Here is a 20,605-nt window from a genome sequence, read left to right on the forward strand (position 1 = left end):
TCCCTACTTTCTTTCTGCTTTATATAAGCTCCACTGGCCAGTAGGTTCAAGATTGATTCCAGTTACAGACTTATCTGAAGCCATAGAAGCTACTCCGTGATAAATTGGGATAACTGGAAGGTCAGAAAGAACAAGTTCATTTGCCTGCTTTAACAATTCTTTCCGTTCGTTTTGATCTACTGTAGAACGGGATGCTTCAATCAGCTTATCAAGTTCAGGGTTCTTATAGCGGCCAACGTTCGTTGAACCGGCATTTTTGGAATGCAGTCTTGGGAATAATAGTTCACTGCCATCACCGGTTACGTTAGACCAGCCCGCAACTGTTAAATCAAATTTTCCATTTTGGGAAGCTTCCAGGTAAGTACCCCATTCAAGTGTCTCGATCTTCACTTTAATTCCAGCTTCTGAAAGCTGAGCCTGGAACACTTCAGCCATATTCATATAGCCTGCTGTATTTGCTGCTAAAAGTGTAATCTGCTGCTTATCAAAACCGTTTGCTTTTACAATTTCTTTTGCTTTTTCAGGATCATATTTGACAGCCTTATCTTCTGAAGACTTATCATAGCCAAATAATTCTGGACCAATAAACGAGCTTGACTCAACTCCAAGGCCTTTTAGTTTATTTACGTATCCTTTTGTATCAAGAGCATACGCCACTGCTTTACGGAATTCCGGATTGTTCATCGGTTCTTTTTCCATATTAAAAGCCAGATAGTATACAGGTGTTCCTGCTTTCTTTTCGATGTTTACGTTTTTTAGTTTTTCTACACGCGGAAGAAGCTCAGCTGTTACATTATCAAGGAAATTAACTTTGCCGGTTTGAAGCATAGATACAGCAGTTGTAATTTCAGGAACCACTTTAAATGTTACTTTTTTCAGTTTTGGAGCTCCCTGCCAGTAATCTTTATTAGCTTCTAGTACAATATCCTCACCGTTTTCTTTTGCTTTAAATTTGAATGGTCCCGTTCCAACTGGATCTTTCATAAGATCCTGCTTTTTATCGGCTGTCGGGCTTACAATGGCTGCATTCGAGTGAGTCAATGCAGCAAGCATCGGACCATAAGGTTTTTCAGTCTTTAAGATGACTGTCTGAGGGTCCTGTACCTCAATGGATTTAATAGGCTCTAATAGAGATGCACGCGGTGCAGCTGTCTTTGGATCTTTAATTTTATCGAATGTATATTTTACTGCATCTGCATTGAATTCTGTGCCGTCTTGAAATTTAATACCTTTCTTTAGCGTGATCACCCAAGTGTTAGGATCAGGATTATCTGCTTTTTCCGCTAAAAGGCTTTTAATTTCATTTGTTTTTGAGTCGCGGTAAAAAAGTGTTTCGTAAACCTGCTCTATAACAGATGAAGATACAGAATCATTTGTTAAGATCGGGGATAAACCAACTACCTTTGATGTTGTCGCATAAGTGATTTCCTGAGCCGCATTACCTTTAGTGCTTCCACCTGATGAAGAATTACTGCTGCACCCAGCTAAAGCAAAAGTCAAAATTAAAAGAAGTGTCAGCCATTTAGTTAAAGATCGATTCTTCATTTCTATTCCTCCTATGGTTTAATTATCGAGATTCATGCCTGGATCCAATGCGTCACGAAGAGCGTCCCCAACGACATTAAATGCAAATACCACACACATAATGGCGATACCCGGAATAATGATCATATGAGGGGATGTCCACATGAAATCCTGTCCGGCTGATATCATCGCTCCCCACTCTGGTGTAGGCGGCTGTGCACCTAATCCTAAAAAGCTCAGCGATGCAGTTGAGAGAATGGCAGTGGCCATTCTCATTGTTGCAAATACAATGATCGGCGCCATACAGTTTGGAAGTATATGTTTAATCATGATTCTCATGTCGCTTGCGCCAAGGGATTTCATGGCAAGTATGTATTCTTGCTTTTTAATGGAAAGAACACTTCCTCGTACAATCCTTGCGCAGGTAGGGATCGACCAAATACTGATGGCAATGATGACATTAGCGAGGGATGTCCCTAAAATGGCGATAATAAGCATGGCAAGCAGGATACCAGGAAACGCAAACAGTAAATCTACTATTCTCATAATAATTCCATCGAGTTTGCGGTAATAGCCTGAGAGAAGCCCCAAGGTTATTCCACCAGCGAGGCCTAATATAACCGCCCCTATGCCTACAAACAATGAAATTCTTGCTCCATATACCAGACGGCTCCACATGTCCCGGCCATAGTTATCAGTTCCCAGCCAATGTCCATCGGTCATTGGGGCGAGTTCAGCCATCGATAGATCCTGCTTTACTGGATCATGTGTTGCAAATAAGGGTGCGAAAATCGCAAGCAGTAATTGAATAAAAATGATAATAAGTCCAATAACGGCCACTTTATTCTTAACCAGTCTTTTCGCTGTACTAATGATGGCAAAGTCCTTTTTTTTCTTCGGCAGGACCGTAACAGCATTACTTGCCGCTTCTGCTGACATGGATCGTTCCTCCTTTTTCCTTAAGTTCGATAGATTTGTTTCTTTAAGTGCTGTCTCGGGTGTAGATAGAACAAAAAACCTCCCTTTTTGCTTTAATCAAAGCTGATTCGCGGATCTATAAAGGCATAAACAAGATCCACTACTAAATTGACAAGAACAAACAGTGTGGCTACAAGAAGTACAGCCCCCTGCACCATTGGAAAATCCCTGGCTGCTATTGACTCAATCATCAATCTGCCTACACCATTTATGGCAAAAACCTGTTCGGTAATAATGGTGCCCCCCAGTAAGAAACCAAAGTTCAATCCTATAACCGTGATAACTGGTATCATGGCATTACGCAGACAATGAATGAGGATAACTGACTTTTCTTTTACCCCTTTGGCCCTTGCCGTTCTTACATAGTCAGCACGGATGACCTCGAGCATAGCGGATCGGCTCATTCTTGCAATCATAGCTGCCGACCCTGTCCCAAGAGTGATTGCTGGCAATATAAGCTGTTTCATGCCTTCCAGCGTCCAAAACGGTTCTGTCAGCCCCCCTACTGGAAACCACTGCAGATTAACAGCGAATATCAGGATAAGGATAGCTCCCAGCCAGAAATTTGGTATAGAAATACCAGCCAGGGAGATGACTGTAGCAGCGCCATCAAACCACGAATTATGTTTGAGAGCGGATATGATTCCGGCTGCGACACCGATGATAACTGCCACGATGATACTGGCAATTGCTAGGTTTAATGTATTTGGAAACCTGCTCATCAAGGCCTCAGAAACGGACTCTTTTGTTTGGAACGAGAAGCCGAAATCTCCCTGGAAAACTCCTTTTACGTAATCAAAATATTGGACCAGGATAGGCTTATTCAGCCCAAGGCTTTCTCTTATTCCTGCTATGTCTTCTTTTGTAGCAGTTGGTCCTCCGATAATATTTGCTGGATCGCCTGGTGCAATATGCATGCTCATAAAGACGATAAAGGAGATTCCCAGCAGCAGCAGTACCAATTGGAGCATCCTCCTGATTATTAACCCAAGCAACTCTATTCCCCCTTTTCTAGTAAAAATAAATCCAATGGCATTAGTATCAAAAAAACTTCAATAATTCCTTTTAACTTCCGTTTGTAAATCAAAATTGTAATAATTTCTTACAAACGTAATTAAATGTTAGTATTTTTAGATTTTAATATATATTCTGACAAATTACCAATAGGACAATACACCTATTTTAGATATGTATCCGGTTACAATAATGAGAAAGAAAGTTTCTATCAAAAAAAACTCTGGATTTAAATACTCCAGAGTTTCTTTCAATTTAGCTCTATTAAACTTGTCATGTTGATGATGCAGCGAAGGAATTTCCCATTCCGCTGGCGGTCCGGCAGCCTCCTTGTTTGTTACATGCCTGATTCTCCCCTTGGCCAGCTTTTCCCGAATAGCAATCCCGCACCTGCAGATAAGATCAACCTAATGCCTAAATTTTAATGTAGTTTACAATTTTAATCCGGTACGGCTTTTGAATCTTCTCAGCATAATCTGGCTTTCCACCCGGCTTATGCCTTCCACAGCATAAAGTTCGTTATTGATAAACTTTTCAAGAGAGGCAAAATCCTCAACAAGAACATGCATATGTAAAGTACTTGGCCCAGTCATCTGGTAGCAGCTTGCTACACTTGGATTATTGGCCAGGCTTTCAGCAACAGAAACCAGAAAAGCGGGTTCACAATCGACCTCAAAGAAGGCGGAGACCTTTTGTCCAACTGCCTCTGAATTAATAACTACGCTGAATTTTTCTATTACTCCCGTCTCTTCCATCCGGTGGACCCGCTCACGTACAGCCACCCGGGAAAGGTTCAGCTCTTTACCGATATCCGCATATGACATTCTCCCATTGTTAGTCAGCAGGCTGAGAATATTGCGGTCCGTTTCATCAATTTTCATTCTATCACCACACATTACTTTCATTGTAATCCTTATTTTAATCAGACCTTGTTTGAAAATTCAATAAAATTAAAAGTACTTTTGTTAAAATTTTTCCAGCAGCACGTCTAACTCGTTTAGAATAGGGTAATGTGTTACCATCAATTCAAACTATCACTTCAGCCGTTATTAGGATAAAATACTTATAGCTTTATGTTATTCCAAATTATCATAACAGTAATTAATAAAAATAGGTTCTAATTAACGTCATTTACATATTCACGAAACTGATTACTTAAGGAGAAGGCTATGACTCAAGTACTTTTAGGAAGTGTGTTATCAGCAATGTCTACAGGGCTTGGCGCCCTTTTAATTCTGTTCCTGCCCGGTTCGATTACACATAGATGGAGGGATGTGATTCTGGCTTTAACGGCAGGAATCATGATGGCTGCCTGTATGTTCGGCTTAATTCCGCAGTCTATGGAATCCGGGGGTCTATTAGCTTTATCAATAGGTATGTTATTGGGAGTAGGTACATTGACCCTTCTGGAGAAAAATATACCACACATTGATCTTCAGCACTCCAAAAGCGGAATAGAATTTGACGAAAAAGCCCTGCTGATCATCTCAGCAATCACACTGCATAATATTCCTGAGGGACTGTCAGTCGGCGTCAGCTATGCTTCTAATATTGAGGGCACTGGAAATCTGATTGCTCTAGCCATCGGGCTTCAGAATGCTCCGGAAGGCCTGCTGGTGGCATTATTCCTCGTTAACCAAAAAATAGGCAGATTTAAAGCCTTTATTATTGCCACCCTCACAGGTGCTATTGAAATTGTTACCTCGCTCATCGGCTACAGTCTTACTTCGGTTATTGAAAATCTGGTACCGTACGGATTGGCATTTGCATCAGGAGCCATGCTATTCATCATATATAAAGAATTGATTCCGGAGAGCCATGGGGATGGAAACGAGACCACTTCGACTTATGCGTTCATCATAGGAATTTTGTTTATGCTCCTTTTGCTTCATATATAACGGAATTACTAAAAAAAGCCTTGCTGTACCAGCAAGGTTTTTTTGTTCGGTCATCTATATGGAATTGCTATTTTTAACATAGGACTGTAGACGGGTACTTCTTCCCAGCCACATTGTTTTTCTTTTATACACTTGTTTAAATTACTCTTATATTAGAAAAACATTGTGGAATGATTACGACCATATTCTGAATGGACAGCCTTACCTCTTTTTTCTCGATATGCTCCATAGAAAGATATTCATTGATCAGCTCATCTAATTCCTGGCTGTTTTCGATTGTTAGTTCATGAGTTAATCCGTTCTCTCTTGCAGATTTCATCATCTCACTTCTCTTCAGCTGGATATCATTCTGCATCTTTTGCAACGTATAAGAGTTCATGATTAACCTGCATCCTCCTAATTTTTAATATAATACTATAGCATTATTACAGTTTATTAAGAGGATGTAAATAGTATCGCAATACTAGACAAAACAAGCCAAATAATGGCAAAAAAGGCCATGCTTACACCGAAGTTTCGACATTTCGCCCCTCTCTCTTTCCGCCAGTGTTTGATATTTTTCTACAGTGGTAAACTACGAAAAAAAGAGGTGCAGAGATGCTAAGAAGATGGCTATTCACCACCATAGCAAGCCGTTTGTTCAGTACGGCCGCAGAGCGATATATCCATAATAAAAAGAGCAGTAAAGGATTAATCTCCAAAGCCGCTAAAAAAGCGGTGAAAAATGAGAATTCCTTAAAAGGTATTTGGCCAAGGCTTCAGCTTCTGTTTGAAATGATCAAGGCTTGGGCGGGCGGAAGGTATCGAAACATCCCTTATCGCTCTTTATTGATGATTCTAATTGCTGTCATCTATTTTGTATCCCCACTTGATTTTGTCCCTGACTTTTTGCTGGGATTTGGCATTCTCGATGACGCCGCGGTACTCGGATTCATTCTCAGCCAGGTCGACCATGACATTCATACATTCCAGGATTGGAAAATGGCGGATAAATAAAATTAATAGCGGAAAAAATGTTAGTGACGGCGGAATTAAATCTTCTACAGCGGATTTGTTTGTAGCACAGCGGAATTAAGGAGAAGGTCGGCGGAAATTAAGGGTACGGGCACATCAAGCGGGTCTGCACCCTATTTTTTTTGCTCACACTTAAGAGAAATGGACTGTACTCGCCATACCTTTAGGCTGTATATAAAGACGAGGCGGCCGTATTCACTGTTCCGCTTTAAACGGCGTTTTTTCGGTGAGTATCACTTCCAGATCATCAGCGTATACATCGAACGAAACTTAAAGGCAGGTGGATGAGCATAAGGGGGACTCGATAAGCATCAGTCTTTCTGACATGTTTAAAGCCTCTTGTTAAGCATAAGACCATCTGAATAAGCATAAAGCCATCACGTTAAGCATAAGACCTTCTCGACTAAGCATAAAGCCATCACGTTAAGCATAAGGCCTTCTCGACTAGCATAAAGCCATCACGTTAAGCATAAGGCCTTCTCGACTAAGCATAAAGCCATCACGTTAAGCATAAGGCCTTCTCGACTAAGCATAAAGCCATCACGTTAAGCATAAGGCCATCTGAATAAGCATATAGAATGATACATAAGCATTGGGTAAACAAAGATAAGCATAAATGTTGAAAACATAAGCATAAAACCCAAAAACATAAGCATAAACTTTCCGAACATAAGCATATTTCCCATATAGTTAAGCATAAACCATGCTGAAAGATGCTGCTTCCTTTACATTTAGTAAAAACCTCTTCCAATTGGTCATATTTCTAGGAGCTGAGGAGCTGAGTTTATAAAAAAAGTAACCAATATATAGATTTGCCACCAAAACTAGCGGTTTTCCTGTAAAAACGGCCACAACCTCCCCTTTTTCAGTCGTGCGGAAGCATTATGGTTCAACAGGAAGAGGAATACAATATTTAACTTGTTCAGGTCATCAAACTGTCTTAATAAGAAAAGAAACAGTTTCCCTATCATGTATGAAACTAATTTTCCTCACAAACTAAGGGGATGACCTGTCCGGCCATCCCTTTTTTGGTCTGCAGAATTATTATTTAAAACCGAAAATACGCACCAGACCTCATTGTGCGAAATAAGAGCCTTTACACAAAAGGCACCGTTCTCCGCTTTTTATGTAATCCAGCTCCGAACTGACACCTTCGGTCATAAGCCAATCGCTGGTAAAAGGCAAAACCGGCCTTTTATCACCGCTTTTCTTATGCCTTTCAGGTGTCTGCCTTTCCCCTTATCTCTTCTTTTTAAGAATTTAGAGGCTCATGGTTCTTAATATCAACTTCTTTATTGAAAGGCACCGTTCTCCACCTTTTATGCCTGCAGCTGCTCTTTGTCGTAAATTGGTACCCAGCCTTCGCTTGTTACGAAGATTCTGACGGCCACTACTTTGCGGTCCTCCTGCAGGGTGAAATAGTGGCGGGTATTAACAGGGACACTTATTAGGTCTCCAGGATTTAAGTTCACGTCGAACCAGACGCCGTCTGTGCCTTCGATTGCAAAAATTCCATGTCCGCTTACAATGAAGCGTACTTCGTCGTCAGAGTGATGGTGCTCCTGCTTGAAGTTAGTCAAAAGCTGGTCAAGGTTTGGTGTGGAATCAGACAAAGAAATGACATCCTGAGCCTGGTAGCCGCGGCGCGCTGAAATATCAGCTATTTCTTCTTTAAAGCTTTCAAGGATTTGATTTTTTTCATCATCGCTTAGAGCAAACTTCTCTCTTAGGTTTTCGGGAAGTTTATTAATATCCCATTCTTCATAAATGACACGCTGGTTGTCTAGAAATTCAATAACACTTTCGCGGTTTTCAATTTGCTCGTTTGATCCATGAATCGTAATTGTTGCCATTTTAATTCCTCCTAATTTGTGAGTTTTATATTTTGATGTAAAGTATGGGCAGCACGGCTTTGGTGAAGCAGCAGCTCGTAGCGGAACAGAAATTCTGATGCTTCGAGAAGTTTTTTCGCTTCAAAACCGGACTTTCCCCAGACTGTAATACCATGGTTTCTGATCAAGACAGCGCCCGCATTCCCTTCAATATGCTGAGAAAATTCCTCAGCCAGCTTGGGGATATGGGCATGGTTATAAATGATCGGCATTTTCAACTCAGCATCTTCTTCCCATTTGCCAAAAGCCTTAATGAGCTCCTGTCCTCTAAAAATGATTTCTCCTCTGTCTCCGTATAGCTCCGAAATAACGTTATTTTCGGCTGTATGTACATGCAGAATGCAGCCTGCCGATGTACGGTTATATATGGCTGTATGAAGAAGAGTTTCAGCAGATGGCTTTAAGCCGGTTTCTTCTGCAGCCTGGCCATTTTCGTCAACAAGCAGGAAGTCTTCACTGGTTCTTTTTCTTTTGTCCTTGCCGCTTGCTGTTACGAGGAAGCGGTCCTTCGATACACGTATCGAAAGATTTCCGCTTGTACCCATAAACCAGTCCCTTGCAGCCAGTTCATCCTTAATATCAGCCAGTTCCTCCCACTTTTCTTTATAATCCATCAGACCATAACCCCCAGCTCTTTTTTAAGAATGTTTATGCAATCATAAAATGTTGTAAAGGGCTGATAAGGAATGCCTTCTTCTTTACACTTTTCTATTAGGAAATCCCTTGCTAAAACAAGATCTGCTTTTTTTGCTGCTTCTAGATCGGTAATGGAATCCCCAATTACAATTTGAAAATTGGAGTCATCTGCAAGTTTTCTCATTATTGAAGGTTTGCAGCAGCCACATCCGTTCTCACAGTGCTCATCACAAGAATGAGGCCATTCAATCTGTATAAATTCACCGTTGAAATTTCCATGATTGCAATACACTGACTCCATGGAGACATACTTCTTTAACATTGGCTCGACAAAGAAGTCGATTCCTCCGCTCACTACGTAAAAGGGTATCTGCTGTTCCTTCGTGAAGTCGACAAACTCTTTGAATCCAGGCCGTATCTTTGCTTCCCTGACCACAAAGTCGATGATATCCTGTTTCAGTCCGCTCTCTAAAAGAGAGAACATCTTTCCTACGCCTTCTGAAATACTGATTTCTTTTTGAAGCACCTGTTCCTTCAGACGATCCCATCCTTGAGGTCCGTATGCTTTCATGAGTGCTATGATGTTATCTGAATCTGTTATGGTTCCGTCAAAGTCACAAAAGATTATTGGCTTCATTTTGATCCCGAAGGTGCACCTCCCCAGAGCTGAAGAGCTTTCTCTAGTTCACTGTGTTCTCTGGCATAACTCTCAAGATCCCTGCCTTGAAGCACAGCATCGACAGCCTGGCGGAATGCTTTGCCTCCGCCTCTGGCACCGTCTGGATGACCATGGACCCCTCCACCGGCGTTGATGATACTTTCCATACCAAAGTCCGCCACTAAATCAGGCACCATGCCAGGGTGAATCCCTGCAGAAGGTACAGGAAAACTTGTTTTCCATTCCGTCTCGTGACCAGTCAAATTTTCACCAATAGCTAGAGCTTCCTCCCTTGGAATGGCCACATTCCCATATGGTGAAGGGAATAATGAGAAATCTGCACCAGCATAGCGCACTAATTTTCCTAGAAGCAGGGCATTTGACACCCCATAGAAGGAAGAAGCAGTCAATCCCCCGCTGAAAGCGGGATGGGCCATGATCGGCAAGTCAACATGTTCTCTTAAACCCTGGAGAACATCCAGTCCATAGGAATGGACATTGAATAGCAATGCATCGGCACCAGCTTCAGCCGCCCGTTTTGCTTTTTCTAATAAATCAAACGTTCTTCCTGATAGATTCACCGCATAAAGCGTTCTGTGGCCGGTCTCCTCATATACTGCCTTTAATATCTTCCGGCTCAGCTTAATTCTTTCGTCAAATGGAGTTAATGGATTATCGAAAAGAATTTCATCATCTTTTATGACATCCACTCCACCCAATGCCTGCTCTTTCAGCTGGTGTTCAAGAAACTCAAGATTCCTCCCTAGCACTCCTTTAAAGATGCTCATAACAAGAGGCCGGTTATACACATCTAACTGGCCGCGGATTCCGTCTATCCCAAAGCGCGGACCAGGGAATGCAGTTCTCAGCTCCCCCTTCAGCTCAAGATCTACAAGCTTTATTTCTCCATCGAGCGATAATTTTCCAAAGATCGTGGTCAGGACCGCAGGAAAATCACTCGAAAAATTCAAAGCTGGATATGCTATTTTTATCAGGGCACGGCCCATTTTTTTACCGAAATAGAGATTCGTTTTCTCTGAATCTTCCAGAGCTTCAATGGAAACGACTCTGCCTTTATGCTTTCTTAGCTGCTCCTGCTCAAGAACTGGCATATCTGTCCAGGTCCCTACAGTTAAGCCTAAGGCTATGCCTTCTGCTTTCTTTTCAAAATTCCCTTTGGCATCATGCACCAAATATGCAGCGATTACTTCACCCATTCAAAAATCTCTCCTTAAACCTTGCATAAAAGCTCTGTTAACTTGCCTGTTGGTTTTTTTCTGCAACACTCGCCTTACAATGGCAGTTTTTGGGAGCTTCCGGCGTTAGCGCCTGTAGGTTCTCCCTTGACCTGCTTTTTCTAAAAAGGCAATCCCGCGTATTTCGTACCGTTCACCCCGTGAGGAAATCAACATGGACTTTACAATACCAGCATACAAATAAGCCTCTTCATAAGAAGAGGCTTGGCAGACACCATCTTCTTATCTCTCAGCTTTTTAGCTGCCAGATTTAGCACCGTGCCTTAAGGAATGTCATTCCGGCGAAAATTATCGCCCCATTTCACAATGGAATTACGGTCGGTTGCCGGGCTTCATAGGGCTAGTCCCCTCCACCTGCTCACAATAAGAATATGCATATTTGTATTTTAACAATTACATAATTTAAAAGTTTGAATCAAATTAATTAGGATTATGCCAGTTATTCTTGATGATGTCAATTGAAATTTTTATAAACTGAGAATTGTTCGAGTTTTCGAGAAACTCGAGGACGGCTCGGTTAACCATGCATCCATAGTTCCCTCAACCTTATTTAAAAAGATTTAATTGGTTAATCCGGTCCACTGCTTCACGGAGCCTTTCCTCTGTAGTCAGCAGTCCTGTCCGCACATAGCCTTCCCCATATGTGCCAAACCCAATGCCTGGTGCTACAGCGACATGCGCATGCTCGAGGAGATAATCCGCAAACGCTTCAGAGGTATACCCTTGGGGAACCTTCAGCCATGCAAAAAAGGAACCTTTCGGGGCTGTAACTTCCCAGCCAATTTCATTAAGCCCGTCAATTAATACCCTTCTTCGCGATTCATAGGTATCGACCAGCTGTTCTACACAATCCTGAGACTCAAGGAGCGCTGCTGCTGCCGCTTCCTGTACAGCAGGAAACAGGCTTACATACATATGGTCCTGTATAAGCTCAATCGCCTCAATCACGCTTGGGTTGCCGACAGCGAAGCCTACCCTCCAGCCTGCCATGTTATACGTTTTTGAAAGAGTATAAATCTCGATTCCTACATCCTTGGCCCCATCAGACTGTAAAAAGCTTACCGGTCTCCCCTCAAATCCAATTGCCCCATAGGCAAAATCATGGACCACACAAATCGAATGCTTCTTGGCCAAGCGGATCGTTTCATCAAAAAATTCCTGAGTAGCAACCGCTCCTGTAGGATTATTTGGATAATTCAAAAACATTAACTTGGCTTTTTCTAAAACATCCTCCGAAAGCGACTTGTAATCTGGAAGAAAATCGTTTTCTTCCAGCAGAGGCATATAATCCATTTTAGCTCCTGCCATTGCAACTCCAGACCAATAATCCGGATAGCCGGGATCTGGCACAAGAATAGAATCGCCTGGGTTAAGAAGGCATTGCGGCAATTCTACAAGCCCGGCCTTCCCCCCAAAAAGAATGGCCACTTCTGTTTTTGGATCGATATCTACTCCATGTTCCCGCTTGTAATAGGCTGCGGCTGCTTCTTTCAGGTATGAATAGCCTTTGAATGGTGAATATTTATGGTTTACAGGGTTTTCAGCAGCCTCCTGAAGTTTCTGTACGATATGTTTTGGCGTAGGCTGATCGGGATTTCCCTGGCCTAAATTAATCACGTCATGTCCTTCCGCTGTAATTGCCCCTACTTTTTCTACCAGTGAAGCAAAAAATTGTTTAGGAAGTGCTTTTAACAATTCGGACTTTTCAAATTGAATCATAAAATTCACCTTCTCTGAAATTTCTTGAAAATCTAATCACAAATGATATATCGTTAAAGTTAGAAAGTAAAGATAAACTGTAAAATTTGCAGATTAAGATAGAGGTGTAGGAAATGAAATGGAAAATAGCTTGTATTCAGATGGATATATCATTTGGTAAGCCTGAGGCAAATTATAAGAAAGCGCAGACACTGTTAGAGAAAACTGCCCAAGATTCCCCGGACATTGTCATTCTGCCCGAGCTATGGACAACTGGTTATGATTTAACCAGGCTTGATGAAATTGCAGATCCGCATGCCGGGGAAACACTTGCTTTTTTAAAAAAATGCGCAAAAACCCATGGGTTTCATATCATTGGAGGTTCCGTAGCGAATAAAACGGACAGCGGCGTGTTTAACACTCTTTTAATCATCGATAAAAATGGCGAAGAGGTAAAGCAATATGACAAGCTCCACTTATTTCAGCTGATGGATGAGCACCATTTTCTCCAGCCCGGAAATAAAGATGGATTCTTCACATTAGACAATGAGCTTTGTGCAGGATTTATCTGCTACGATATCCGGTTCCCGGAATGGATCCGCACTCATACCTCAAAAGGGGCAAAAGTCATTTTTGTCACTGCGGAATGGCCAAAACCCAGACTTGCTCATTGGAGAAGCCTGTTAGTCAGCCGGGCTATTGAGAATCAAGCATATGTAGTGGGAGTCAACCGGTCCGGTTCGGATCCCAGTAATGAATTTGCCGGCCATTCCCTGATCATTGACCCGTGGGGTCAGAAGCCGGAGAACATGAGGAAATTCTAATGGGTGAAATTCTTTTAGACAAAGTGGAGGAAGTGCGAAAGCTCATTCCAGTGTTTCAGGATCGAAGGACTGAATTTTACAAATAAATCATCTTTTTTTATAAATCGGGTTGACAAAATATTTTCAAAATTGGTATGATTCACAACGAGCAATAACTGAAAAATCAATTTTAATAACTCTTATCAAGAGCAGGCTGAGGGATTAGGCCCGATGAAGCCCAGCAACCGACCGTAATACCATTGTGAAATGGGGCGATTTATTCGCCTGTTACTCTTAAGGCACGGTGCTAATTCCTGCAGAAATTATTTTCTGACAGATAAGAGGTGCGAAGCCAATCTTCCAGCCTCTTTCTTGTGAGAAAGAGGCTTTTCTATGTTTCTGCGTTATAGTTTTTCATTTTGTGAGGTTCCAGAGTCCAAGCCTATTAGAATGGCAGGTCATCCTGGACCTGCACTATATCCAGGAGGTAGTTAAACATGGGAGAAAAGATTCAGCAAATATACGAACCGTTAAATTCAAGTACTGCGATTGCCCTTGTGAATAGATTAGGATTATTTCCGGAAAACAGCGCCCTCACCTGCAGTGAAATTGGTGACGGCAACTTAAATTATGTATTCCACATTGTAGATGCTGGGACTGGGAAAGGGATCATTATCAAGCAGGCCCTGCCATACGCTAAGGTTGTAGGCGAAAGCTGGCCATTGACATTGAAGCGTGCTGTTATAGAAGCGAATGCCTTAAAGATTTTTGGAAGCTTCTGCCCGGAATTGGTACCAAAGGTTTACTATTCAGATGAACAGCTGGCTATCACGGTGATGGAGGATCTTTCTCACTTAAAAATAGCCAGGACTGGCCTTATTGAAGAAGAAGAATATCCTCTATTGTCCAAACATATCGGCCAATATCTAGCCAAAACGTTTTTCTATACATCGGACTTTTTTCTCGAGCCAGGCAAAAAGAAAGATTTTGCGAAGCAGTTTACAAATCCGGAATTGTGCAAAATCACAGAAGACCTTGTTTTTTCAGATCCCTTTTTTGATGCGGAAACAAATGATTTTGAAAGCGCGCTTCGTCAAGACGCAGAAACTTTATGGGCTGATGAAAAACTGAAGCTTGAAGCAGCTAAGCTTAAGAAAAGCTTCATGACCGAACAAGAGGTCCTTCTGCACGGAGATCTTCATACCGGAAGCATATTTGCCAGTGCAGAAGAAACAAAGGTTATTGATCCTGAATTCGCTTTTTATGGTCCGGCTGGTTTTGATTTAGGTCAATATCTTGCTAATTTGATATTCCAGGTGATATCAAGAAAAGGCAGCTCAAGGGAAAACATATATGCGCATCTTAAAGAGGTTTGGGAAACCTTCGAAGATGAATTTTCCAGACTATGGAAGGAAGAGGGCAAAGAGGTCTATTGTAAGACGCAAGGGTATTTGGAATATATCCTTGAAAAAACTTTTACTGATTCTCTTGGTTTTGCCGGATGTGAATTAATCAGGCGGACCATCGGACTTGCCCATGTGAAAGACTTAGACAGCATTGCGCATGAAGCTGAACGTATCCATGCAAAGAGGACTGCTCTTCAGCTTGGCAGAGCATTAATCATCAACAGACAGCAGGAAGCAAGAATTGAATCATTAGAAACGATTGTTAAAGATTCATTACTTGCAGCCAGCTTGTCTTAAGGAGAGACATCATGCAAAAAGTAACGACAATTCCGTATTCCATACAATGGAATGAATCACACATTACGATTTTAAATCAGCAGGAACTTCCTTTAAAAACTGAATTTTTGGAACTCCATACACTTGAGGATGTGTTTGACAGTATCGTCACCCTAAAAGTGAGAGGTGCTCCTGCTATCGGGATCACAGCTGCATTTGGTGTTGCCCTGGCTGCAAATGCCTTAGAAGATGAATTCTTTCCCTCCTTTGCAGCTAAGGTAAAAGAGGCGATCACATATCTCGCTTCTTCAAGACCCACCGCTGTAAACCTGTTCTGGGCGCTAAATAGGATGGAATCTGCCCTATCTGGGTCGACTACAGTGAACGAGGCTAAAACAGATCTTGTCCATGAGGCATTAAAAATCTATTTAGAAGATGAAGAGACCTGCCGCCAGATCGGCGAGTACGGGCTTTCCTTATTCAAGCCCGGCAGCCGGGTAATGACCATCTGCAATGCAGGCGGAATCGCAACGGCCCGTTATGGCACTGCCTTGGCTCCCTTTCATTTATCCATTGAAAAAAATATTCATCTAAAGGTGTTTGCCTGTGAAACCCGGCCTGTACTTCAGGGATCAAGACTGACAGCTTGGGAATTAATGGAGGCAGGCGTGGATGTAACATTAATCACCGACAGCATGGCAGCACACACCATAAGAACAAAAGGGGTTAACGCCATCATTGTCGGGGCTGACCGTATTGCTGCTAATGGGGACACGGCCAATAAAATCGGTACATTCGGCCTTGCGGTTCTGGCCAAGCATTTTGGAATTCCCTTTTACGTGGCCGCTCCATCAAGCACCTTTGATTTAACATTGGATTCGGGAGATCATATTCCAATCGAGGAAAGGAATGCAGAAGAAATCACTCACGTTGGAGGCATCAGAGTTGCTCCTGAAGATGTTGCCGTTTTCAATCCGGCTTTCGATGTAACCCCGAATGAATTAATAACAGCCATCATTACAGAAAAGGGAATCATCTATCCTGATTATAAAGAGAATATCGGTAAATATATTGCACATTAAAAAAAAACGGTTTACACTGAATCCTTTGGATATTCGTGTAGACCGTTTTTTCCATGTAAGCTCTTATAATTAGTCTGATGATTCCCGCCAAAATCACCGCTTTAAGCGGGCGGTCTGCAAGTCTCCTCTATATAATACGACTGCAGGGTCTCCCTAAATAGAAAAGCGGAAAGCGGTGCAGGCTTCTTAGCCTTCATTTAAAGGGAGCTTCCCCTTCAAGATCTAAAAGATTTTTCTTTAAATCTGTCTTACTGCCTGCATAACCGGTCAAAGTTCCATTCTTCCCGATGATCCGGTGGCACGGGATGATGATTGGGAACGGATTTACCCGGCTGGCCTGCCCTACCGCCCGGACAGCTTTAGGTCTTCCAATGGCCAGGGCCGCCTCGCTGTAGGACCTCGTTTCACCATAAGGTATGGTCCGCATAAATTCCCACACTTCTTTTTGGAAGGCAGTACCTTCAATCTGCAAGGGTACATCAAACCGTATATCCTCGCCTATGAAAAAACGGTCCAGGTCAGCACATACCTGTTCAAACAGGCTCAAGTCCTTTTTACATTCAGGCGAAAATTTATGGCTCGCTTTATTAAAAAGCTCTTCGCCAAGAAAAATCCCCAATAACTCCGACTCTGTTCCTAATAAATATAGATCACCGATTAACGGGTGATGATATGATCTCCAGTAATACACTTCTATAGGCTCCCTTCCCGGCGTCCATCCAGCGGGAGGAAGATGTGGAAGGTCGTACCTGACCCCACCTTGCTTTCAACATCTATCCAACCCTTATGTTCTTCAATAATTTTATAGCTTACCATAAGTCCAAGACCGGTACCTCTTTCTTTTGTCGTGTAAAAAGGTTCTCCAAGCTTTTTTATTTTCTCTTCCGGAATGCCCTGTCCCTGGTCGCTGATCGAAATGCCGACAAACTTATCCTTATACCGATCCGTTTTGACCTTGATTGTACCGCCCGCCGGCATCACTTCTATAGCATTTTTTATAATATTTATAAAAACCTGTTTTAATTGATTGCCTTCACAATAGATATTTTCGATCCCACTATTATAATCTGTCTCAAATTGGATATTCTGCATGAGAGACTGAGCTGTTAACAGCTCAATTGTATCCTTTAAAATAACATTAATGTCCTTCTGTAGAAACTTCACTGCCTGCGGTTTCGCCAGGACGAGAAATTCAGTAATAATGGTTTCTATTCTTTGCAGCTCCGAAGTGATCACCCGGAAGTAAGTAGAAAAATCCTCCTGTATGCTGCCTTCAAGCAGCTGGATAAAGCCCTTCAGCGCAGTCATGGGATTCCTGATTTCATGGGCAATGCCAGCAGCAAGCTCCCCTACAACATTCAGTGTATCGGATTTTCTGAGCTGCTCCTGCATTTCAAGCCGCTCCGTGACATCCCTGAACAAAGTTAGGCTGAGCCCCGTATTGATTCGTGTTGAAAATTCTACATGCTTAACCGTTCCGTCTTTAAATGTATCGGAATGATCGAACTGCTGAATTCATTTTGATCTAGCTCTTTCAAATAATCCTCAAAATTCCTGGCATTCTCAGGATCGAGATTAATTAAATCATACACAGTATGGGTGGATAATTTTCGCGGTATCCCCAAAATCTTCATGCCTGATTCATTAATATCAGCAATATTACCGGAACTGTCCCACAGGATCAGCCCGTCGATGGAATCCTCGAATACCTTTCTGAACTTCTGCTCGCTTTTGCGCAGCTGCAGTTCCATTTGATACTTTTCGCTGACATTCCGGAAGATCGTGATAATGTGATGATCCTCGTCATGCATCCTCGAAGTAAATTCCAATAGCTTCCGCTGTCCATTTGGCATCAGAAAGAACATCTCGGCCCTGATCGCCTTATTTTCATACAGTTCATTTACCAGGTAATAATACCGGGCATCCTTCGTAAGCACAAAATCCGTTAGTCTTAGACCTATTAAATCCTTTTTGTCAGTTTCAAAGATTTTAGCCGCCGATTGGTTAACATGGATAATTTCTCCTTCCTTGTTCCAAAACACAATCGCGTCCAGTGTCTGTTCAAACAGCTCGGTGAAATTCCTTTCACTTTTCTTTAATTGATTTTCTATAATCAGTTTTTCGGTTACATCCCTCATAATGCTCATATACAGTCCATTAAGCATATTCGTGCTTGTTGTATATTCATAATGTGTATACCCCTTGCTGTGAGTAAACACAACTTCCCCTTTTACTGAGCCCTCTTGATCCACTTTAGCTTTTCCTTCAAGCCATTGTTCCATATAACGGGGAGACACAAACTCATCAATATTCTTACCGGCTACATGTTCTTTTGACACCCCTACGGTACGGCAAAAAGAAGGATTCACATCCACGATTATTCCCTCTTTATTATAGATGACGATATTATCTACAGCTAGATTCAGCAGATCCGCAAACATCTGGACGGAAACATTCCGTTCTTGTTCTTTTCTTTTCAGAGAGGTTATATCCTTAATCCGATAAATCCGCTTTTCCTCAAGCTGATCAAGTGTGGCCACATATTCTACATATTTTATTGTGCCATCAGCAAGCTTGATCGTCCATTCATCTGAAAATACCCCATCTTTATAAAGCATATTAGTCTGATAATCTAGTATTTCTTTTGGAACCAGCTGGAGAAATTTATCAAGAAAAAGATGATACAGTTCTTTCTCCCGCAGCTTAAGCAGACTGCATGCAAGATTATTCGCATACACGATTTTATTTTCTTTATTTACTATTATAAGAGCATCAGAAATGACGCCAAAAAAGTCATAATACATTTTAATCTGTTGTCTTAACGAACTTAGTTCAGATTGACATTCTTGTAGAGCGTCTGTCTGAAGAGTATCGGACATAAAAAAACACCTCCAAAAAATCGAAGTAGCAGGACCCCTGGTAAATATACTTAACACTCTAAATGTACTAGTTCTACATCGTTTTACAAAAATCCTATAGATTTACTGAAAAACAGGAAATTGTAACTAATTTCGATAGACTCCTTTAAAAAACAGCTAAAAGATAGGAGAATATAGTTTTAGGACGCATTTAGAAAATACCTGCCAAATTTTAATCTAACGTTTTTTTCATTTTATTGCGGGTATAGAAAAAAGAAAAATTCCAAAAACCCTAACTTGGAGGAAGCTATGAAACAGCGCGATTACTTCTTCGATAACGCTAAATTCATTTTAATGGTCTTTGTAGTGTTTGGTCATCTGCTGCGGACTTATATAGAACAAAATGAAATCATCTACACCATTTATAAAGTCATCTATACGTTCCACATGCCCGGATTTATTTTAGTATCCGGATTTTTTGCAAAAGGTATCTATGAAAAAGGCTATGCCGGAAAACTCGCGAAAAAATTAATTCTGCCCTATCTGTTTTTCCAGATCATATATACGGTCTATTACTATTATTTATATAACAAAGCGGAAATTACTTTTAATCTCCTGGATCCGCAATGGGCGCTATGGTTCTTAATCAGTTTATTCTGCTGGAATCTGATGCTTCCCTTATTCGCCAAGCTTAACCGCTGGACTGGCCTTGGTGCAGCATTAGGGATTGCACTTGCCGCGGGATATATCAATGAAATTTCTAATTTCTTAAGCTTATCCAGAACAATGGTGTTCTTCCCCATATTTTTACTTGGATACCACCTGGGAAAAGAGGATATAAGGAAACTCATGACCAATCGTGCAAGAATTATATCTGCACTCACTTTTACCGCAGTATTTATCTGGTTTTATGTCAACAAGGACATGGACTATAAATGGCTGCTCGGTTCAAAGCCTTATGCCCAGCTCGAAGAAACCAGCATCTTCTCCATGTTTAAGAGACTCGGATTATACGGTCTCAGCTTGATGATGGTGCTCAGCTTCTTCTCGTTTGTTCCCAATAAAAAGTATTTTTTCACAAACTGGGGAAAACAAACTCTCTATGTATACCTGCTGCACGGCTTTTTCATCAAGTTTTTCAAAGCGAGCGAAGTTCACAGCCTGTTTACCGATACTGAGAACTTCATCATGCTTGCCGGAATCTCCCTGATCCTGACTATCATGCTTTCCAGTGATTTCATCGCTTCCATGGCACAGCCAGTAATTGAATTAAAAACAACCAGACTTAAACAGCTTACCATCAAGATAAAAATATACCTTCAGTTATTTAAAAACCAGCTGAGAAAATCAATCCAGCAATAATAGAGTAAAGCGTCTTATACCTTTAAGACGCTTTTTTACTTATGTCCATATCAGTAATTTAACTCATTCCTTAGGCCTGGTGATTGAGAGCAGGAATTTAATTAACGAATCTTGCTCATCCCTTGTAAATCCACTTTCAGGGTCAACCCAGAAATCATGTCCTTCACCGCTCACCTGAATTTCCCTATATGATTTATTTGCCTAACGATTTCCATGATATCTGTTAGAAAGTCTTCAATTCTTAAGGTTC

At 41.6% G+C, this 20,605-nt stretch carries 18 protein-coding genes, 1 pseudogene and 2 riboswitches; of the genes and pseudogenes, 6 read left to right on the forward strand and 13 right to left on the reverse strand.

The features are described 5' to 3' along the window. Positions 1 to 3: 3 nt before the first annotated feature. The 4 genes from CUU66_RS15815 to CUU66_RS15830 all read right to left on the reverse strand — a co-directional run bounded on the left by CUU66_RS15815 (position 4) and on the right by CUU66_RS15830 (position 4,397). On the reverse strand, positions 4 to 1,545 hold the full coding sequence (locus CUU66_RS15815) for an ABC transporter substrate-binding protein (protein ID WP_101643860.1): 1,542 nt from the start codon (positions 1,543 to 1,545) through the stop codon (positions 4 to 6). Between the two features lie 18 nt (positions 1,546 to 1,563). Beyond that, positions 1,564 to 2,463 carry an ABC transporter permease gene (locus CUU66_RS15820; protein WP_101643862.1) on the reverse strand — a complete coding sequence of 300 codons (900 nt, stop codon included), beginning with the start codon at positions 2,461 to 2,463 and terminating at the stop codon, positions 1,564 to 1,566. A 92-nt stretch (positions 2,464 to 2,555) separates the two neighbouring features. After that, the gene (gene nikB / locus CUU66_RS15825) at positions 2,556 to 3,497 is read right to left on the reverse strand and encodes a nickel ABC transporter permease (RefSeq protein ID WP_101643864.1); all 942 of its coding nucleotides are present in this window, start codon (positions 3,495 to 3,497) and stop codon (positions 2,556 to 2,558) included. A gap of 450 nt (positions 3,498 to 3,947) precedes the next feature. Beyond that, the gene (locus tag CUU66_RS15830) at positions 3,948 to 4,397 is read right to left on the reverse strand and encodes an Lrp/AsnC family transcriptional regulator (protein WP_101643866.1); all 450 of its coding nucleotides are present in this window, start codon (positions 4,395 to 4,397) and stop codon (positions 3,948 to 3,950) included. 288 nt (positions 4,398 to 4,685) lie between these two features. Between CUU66_RS15830 and CUU66_RS15835 the strand changes: the two genes are divergently transcribed. After that, on the forward strand, positions 4,686 to 5,414 hold the full coding sequence (locus CUU66_RS15835; protein ID WP_101643869.1) for a ZIP family metal transporter: 729 nt from the start codon (positions 4,686 to 4,688) through the stop codon (positions 5,412 to 5,414). 136 nt (positions 5,415 to 5,550) lie between these two features. Here the strand turns inward: CUU66_RS15835 and CUU66_RS15840 are convergent, their stop codons facing one another. Next, complete coding sequence (locus CUU66_RS15840) at positions 5,551 to 5,793, reverse strand: aspartyl-phosphate phosphatase Spo0E family protein (protein ID WP_101643871.1); 243 nt, start codon at positions 5,791 to 5,793, stop codon at positions 5,551 to 5,553. Between the two features lie 218 nt (positions 5,794 to 6,011). On the opposite strand from CUU66_RS15840, the gene CUU66_RS15845 reads away from it, so the two are divergent. Then, positions 6,012 to 6,410 (forward strand): YkvA family protein, encoded by a 399-nt coding sequence (locus CUU66_RS15845; RefSeq protein ID WP_101643875.1) that lies wholly within the window; start codon positions 6,012 to 6,014, stop codon positions 6,408 to 6,410. Between the two features lie 1,337 nt (positions 6,411 to 7,747). Here CUU66_RS15845 and CUU66_RS15850 read toward each other — a convergent pair. The 5 genes from CUU66_RS15850 to CUU66_RS15870 form a co-directional block, all read right to left on the reverse strand. Next, a complete protein-coding gene (locus CUU66_RS15850; protein ID WP_101643877.1) occupies positions 7,748 to 8,281 on the reverse strand; it encodes a cupin domain-containing protein in 534 nt (177 codons plus the stop codon). 11 nt (positions 8,282 to 8,292) lie between these two features. Continuing rightward, entirely contained in the window at positions 8,293 to 8,934 is a 642-nt protein-coding gene (locus CUU66_RS15855; protein ID WP_101643879.1) for a methylthioribulose 1-phosphate dehydratase, read from the reverse strand. After that, positions 8,934 to 9,593 carry a 2-hydroxy-3-keto-5-methylthiopentenyl-1-phosphate phosphatase gene (locus tag CUU66_RS15860; RefSeq protein ID WP_101643881.1) on the reverse strand — a complete coding sequence of 220 codons (660 nt, stop codon included), beginning with the start codon at positions 9,591 to 9,593 and terminating at the stop codon, positions 8,934 to 8,936. Before CUU66_RS15860 ends, CUU66_RS15855 begins: the two co-directional genes overlap by 1 nt. Then, positions 9,590 to 10,831: a 2,3-diketo-5-methylthiopentyl-1-phosphate enolase gene (mtnW, locus tag CUU66_RS15865; RefSeq protein ID WP_101643883.1), complete on the reverse strand. Its 1,242-nt coding sequence runs from the start codon at positions 10,829 to 10,831 to the stop codon at positions 9,590 to 9,592. Before mtnW ends, CUU66_RS15860 begins: the two co-directional genes overlap by 4 nt. Before the next feature lie 258 nt (positions 10,832 to 11,089). Further along, positions 11,090 to 11,240, reverse strand: a riboswitch (SAM riboswitch). 176 nt (positions 11,241 to 11,416) lie between these two features. Then, positions 11,417 to 12,589 carry a pyridoxal phosphate-dependent aminotransferase gene (locus tag CUU66_RS15870; RefSeq protein WP_101643885.1) on the reverse strand — a complete coding sequence of 391 codons (1,173 nt, stop codon included), beginning with the start codon at positions 12,587 to 12,589 and terminating at the stop codon, positions 11,417 to 11,419. A 113-nt stretch (positions 12,590 to 12,702) separates the two neighbouring features. Here CUU66_RS15870 and CUU66_RS15875 point away from each other — a divergent pair. From CUU66_RS15875 to mtnA, 3 genes and pseudogenes are all read left to right on the forward strand, one after another. Beyond that, positions 12,703 to 13,478, forward strand: a pseudogene (locus CUU66_RS15875) (carbon-nitrogen family hydrolase). A 90-nt stretch (positions 13,479 to 13,568) separates the two neighbouring features. Beyond that, positions 13,569 to 13,715, forward strand: a riboswitch (SAM riboswitch). A 153-nt stretch (positions 13,716 to 13,868) separates the two neighbouring features. Further along, positions 13,869 to 15,074, forward strand: coding sequence for an S-methyl-5-thioribose kinase (gene mtnK, locus CUU66_RS15880; RefSeq protein WP_101643887.1), 1,206 nt, complete (start codon positions 13,869 to 13,871; stop codon positions 15,072 to 15,074). 11 nt (positions 15,075 to 15,085) lie between these two features. After that, positions 15,086 to 16,135, forward strand: a complete 1,050-nt coding sequence (mtnA, locus tag CUU66_RS15885) for an S-methyl-5-thioribose-1-phosphate isomerase (RefSeq protein WP_101643890.1) — start codon at positions 15,086 to 15,088, stop codon at positions 16,133 to 16,135. Between the two features lie 193 nt (positions 16,136 to 16,328). On the opposite strand, the gene CUU66_RS15890 is transcribed toward mtnA, so the two are convergent. The 3 genes from CUU66_RS15890 to CUU66_RS15900 form a co-directional block, all read right to left on the reverse strand. Next, positions 16,329 to 16,826 carry a methylated-DNA--[protein]-cysteine S-methyltransferase gene (locus CUU66_RS15890; RefSeq protein WP_101643892.1) on the reverse strand — a complete coding sequence of 166 codons (498 nt, stop codon included), beginning with the start codon at positions 16,824 to 16,826 and terminating at the stop codon, positions 16,329 to 16,331. Between the two features lie 2 nt (positions 16,827 to 16,828). Next, entirely contained in the window at positions 16,829 to 17,527 is a 699-nt protein-coding gene (locus CUU66_RS15895) for an ATP-binding protein (RefSeq protein ID WP_101643895.1), read from the reverse strand. Positions 17,528 to 17,595: 68 nt separating this feature from the next. Beyond that, positions 17,596 to 19,014, reverse strand: a complete 1,419-nt coding sequence (locus CUU66_RS15900) for a PAS domain-containing protein (protein ID WP_101643898.1) — start codon at positions 19,012 to 19,014, stop codon at positions 17,596 to 17,598. 288 nt (positions 19,015 to 19,302) lie between these two features. Between CUU66_RS15900 and CUU66_RS15905 the strand changes: the two genes are divergently transcribed. Further along, positions 19,303 to 20,355, forward strand: coding sequence for an acyltransferase family protein (locus CUU66_RS15905; RefSeq protein WP_101643900.1), 1,053 nt, complete (start codon positions 19,303 to 19,305; stop codon positions 20,353 to 20,355). Positions 20,356 to 20,605 lie beyond the last annotated feature (250 nt).

It is taken from the genome of Peribacillus deserti (assembly GCF_002863585.1).
Classification (GTDB): domain Bacteria; phylum Bacillota; class Bacilli; order Bacillales; family DSM-1321; genus Paraperibacillus; species Paraperibacillus deserti_A.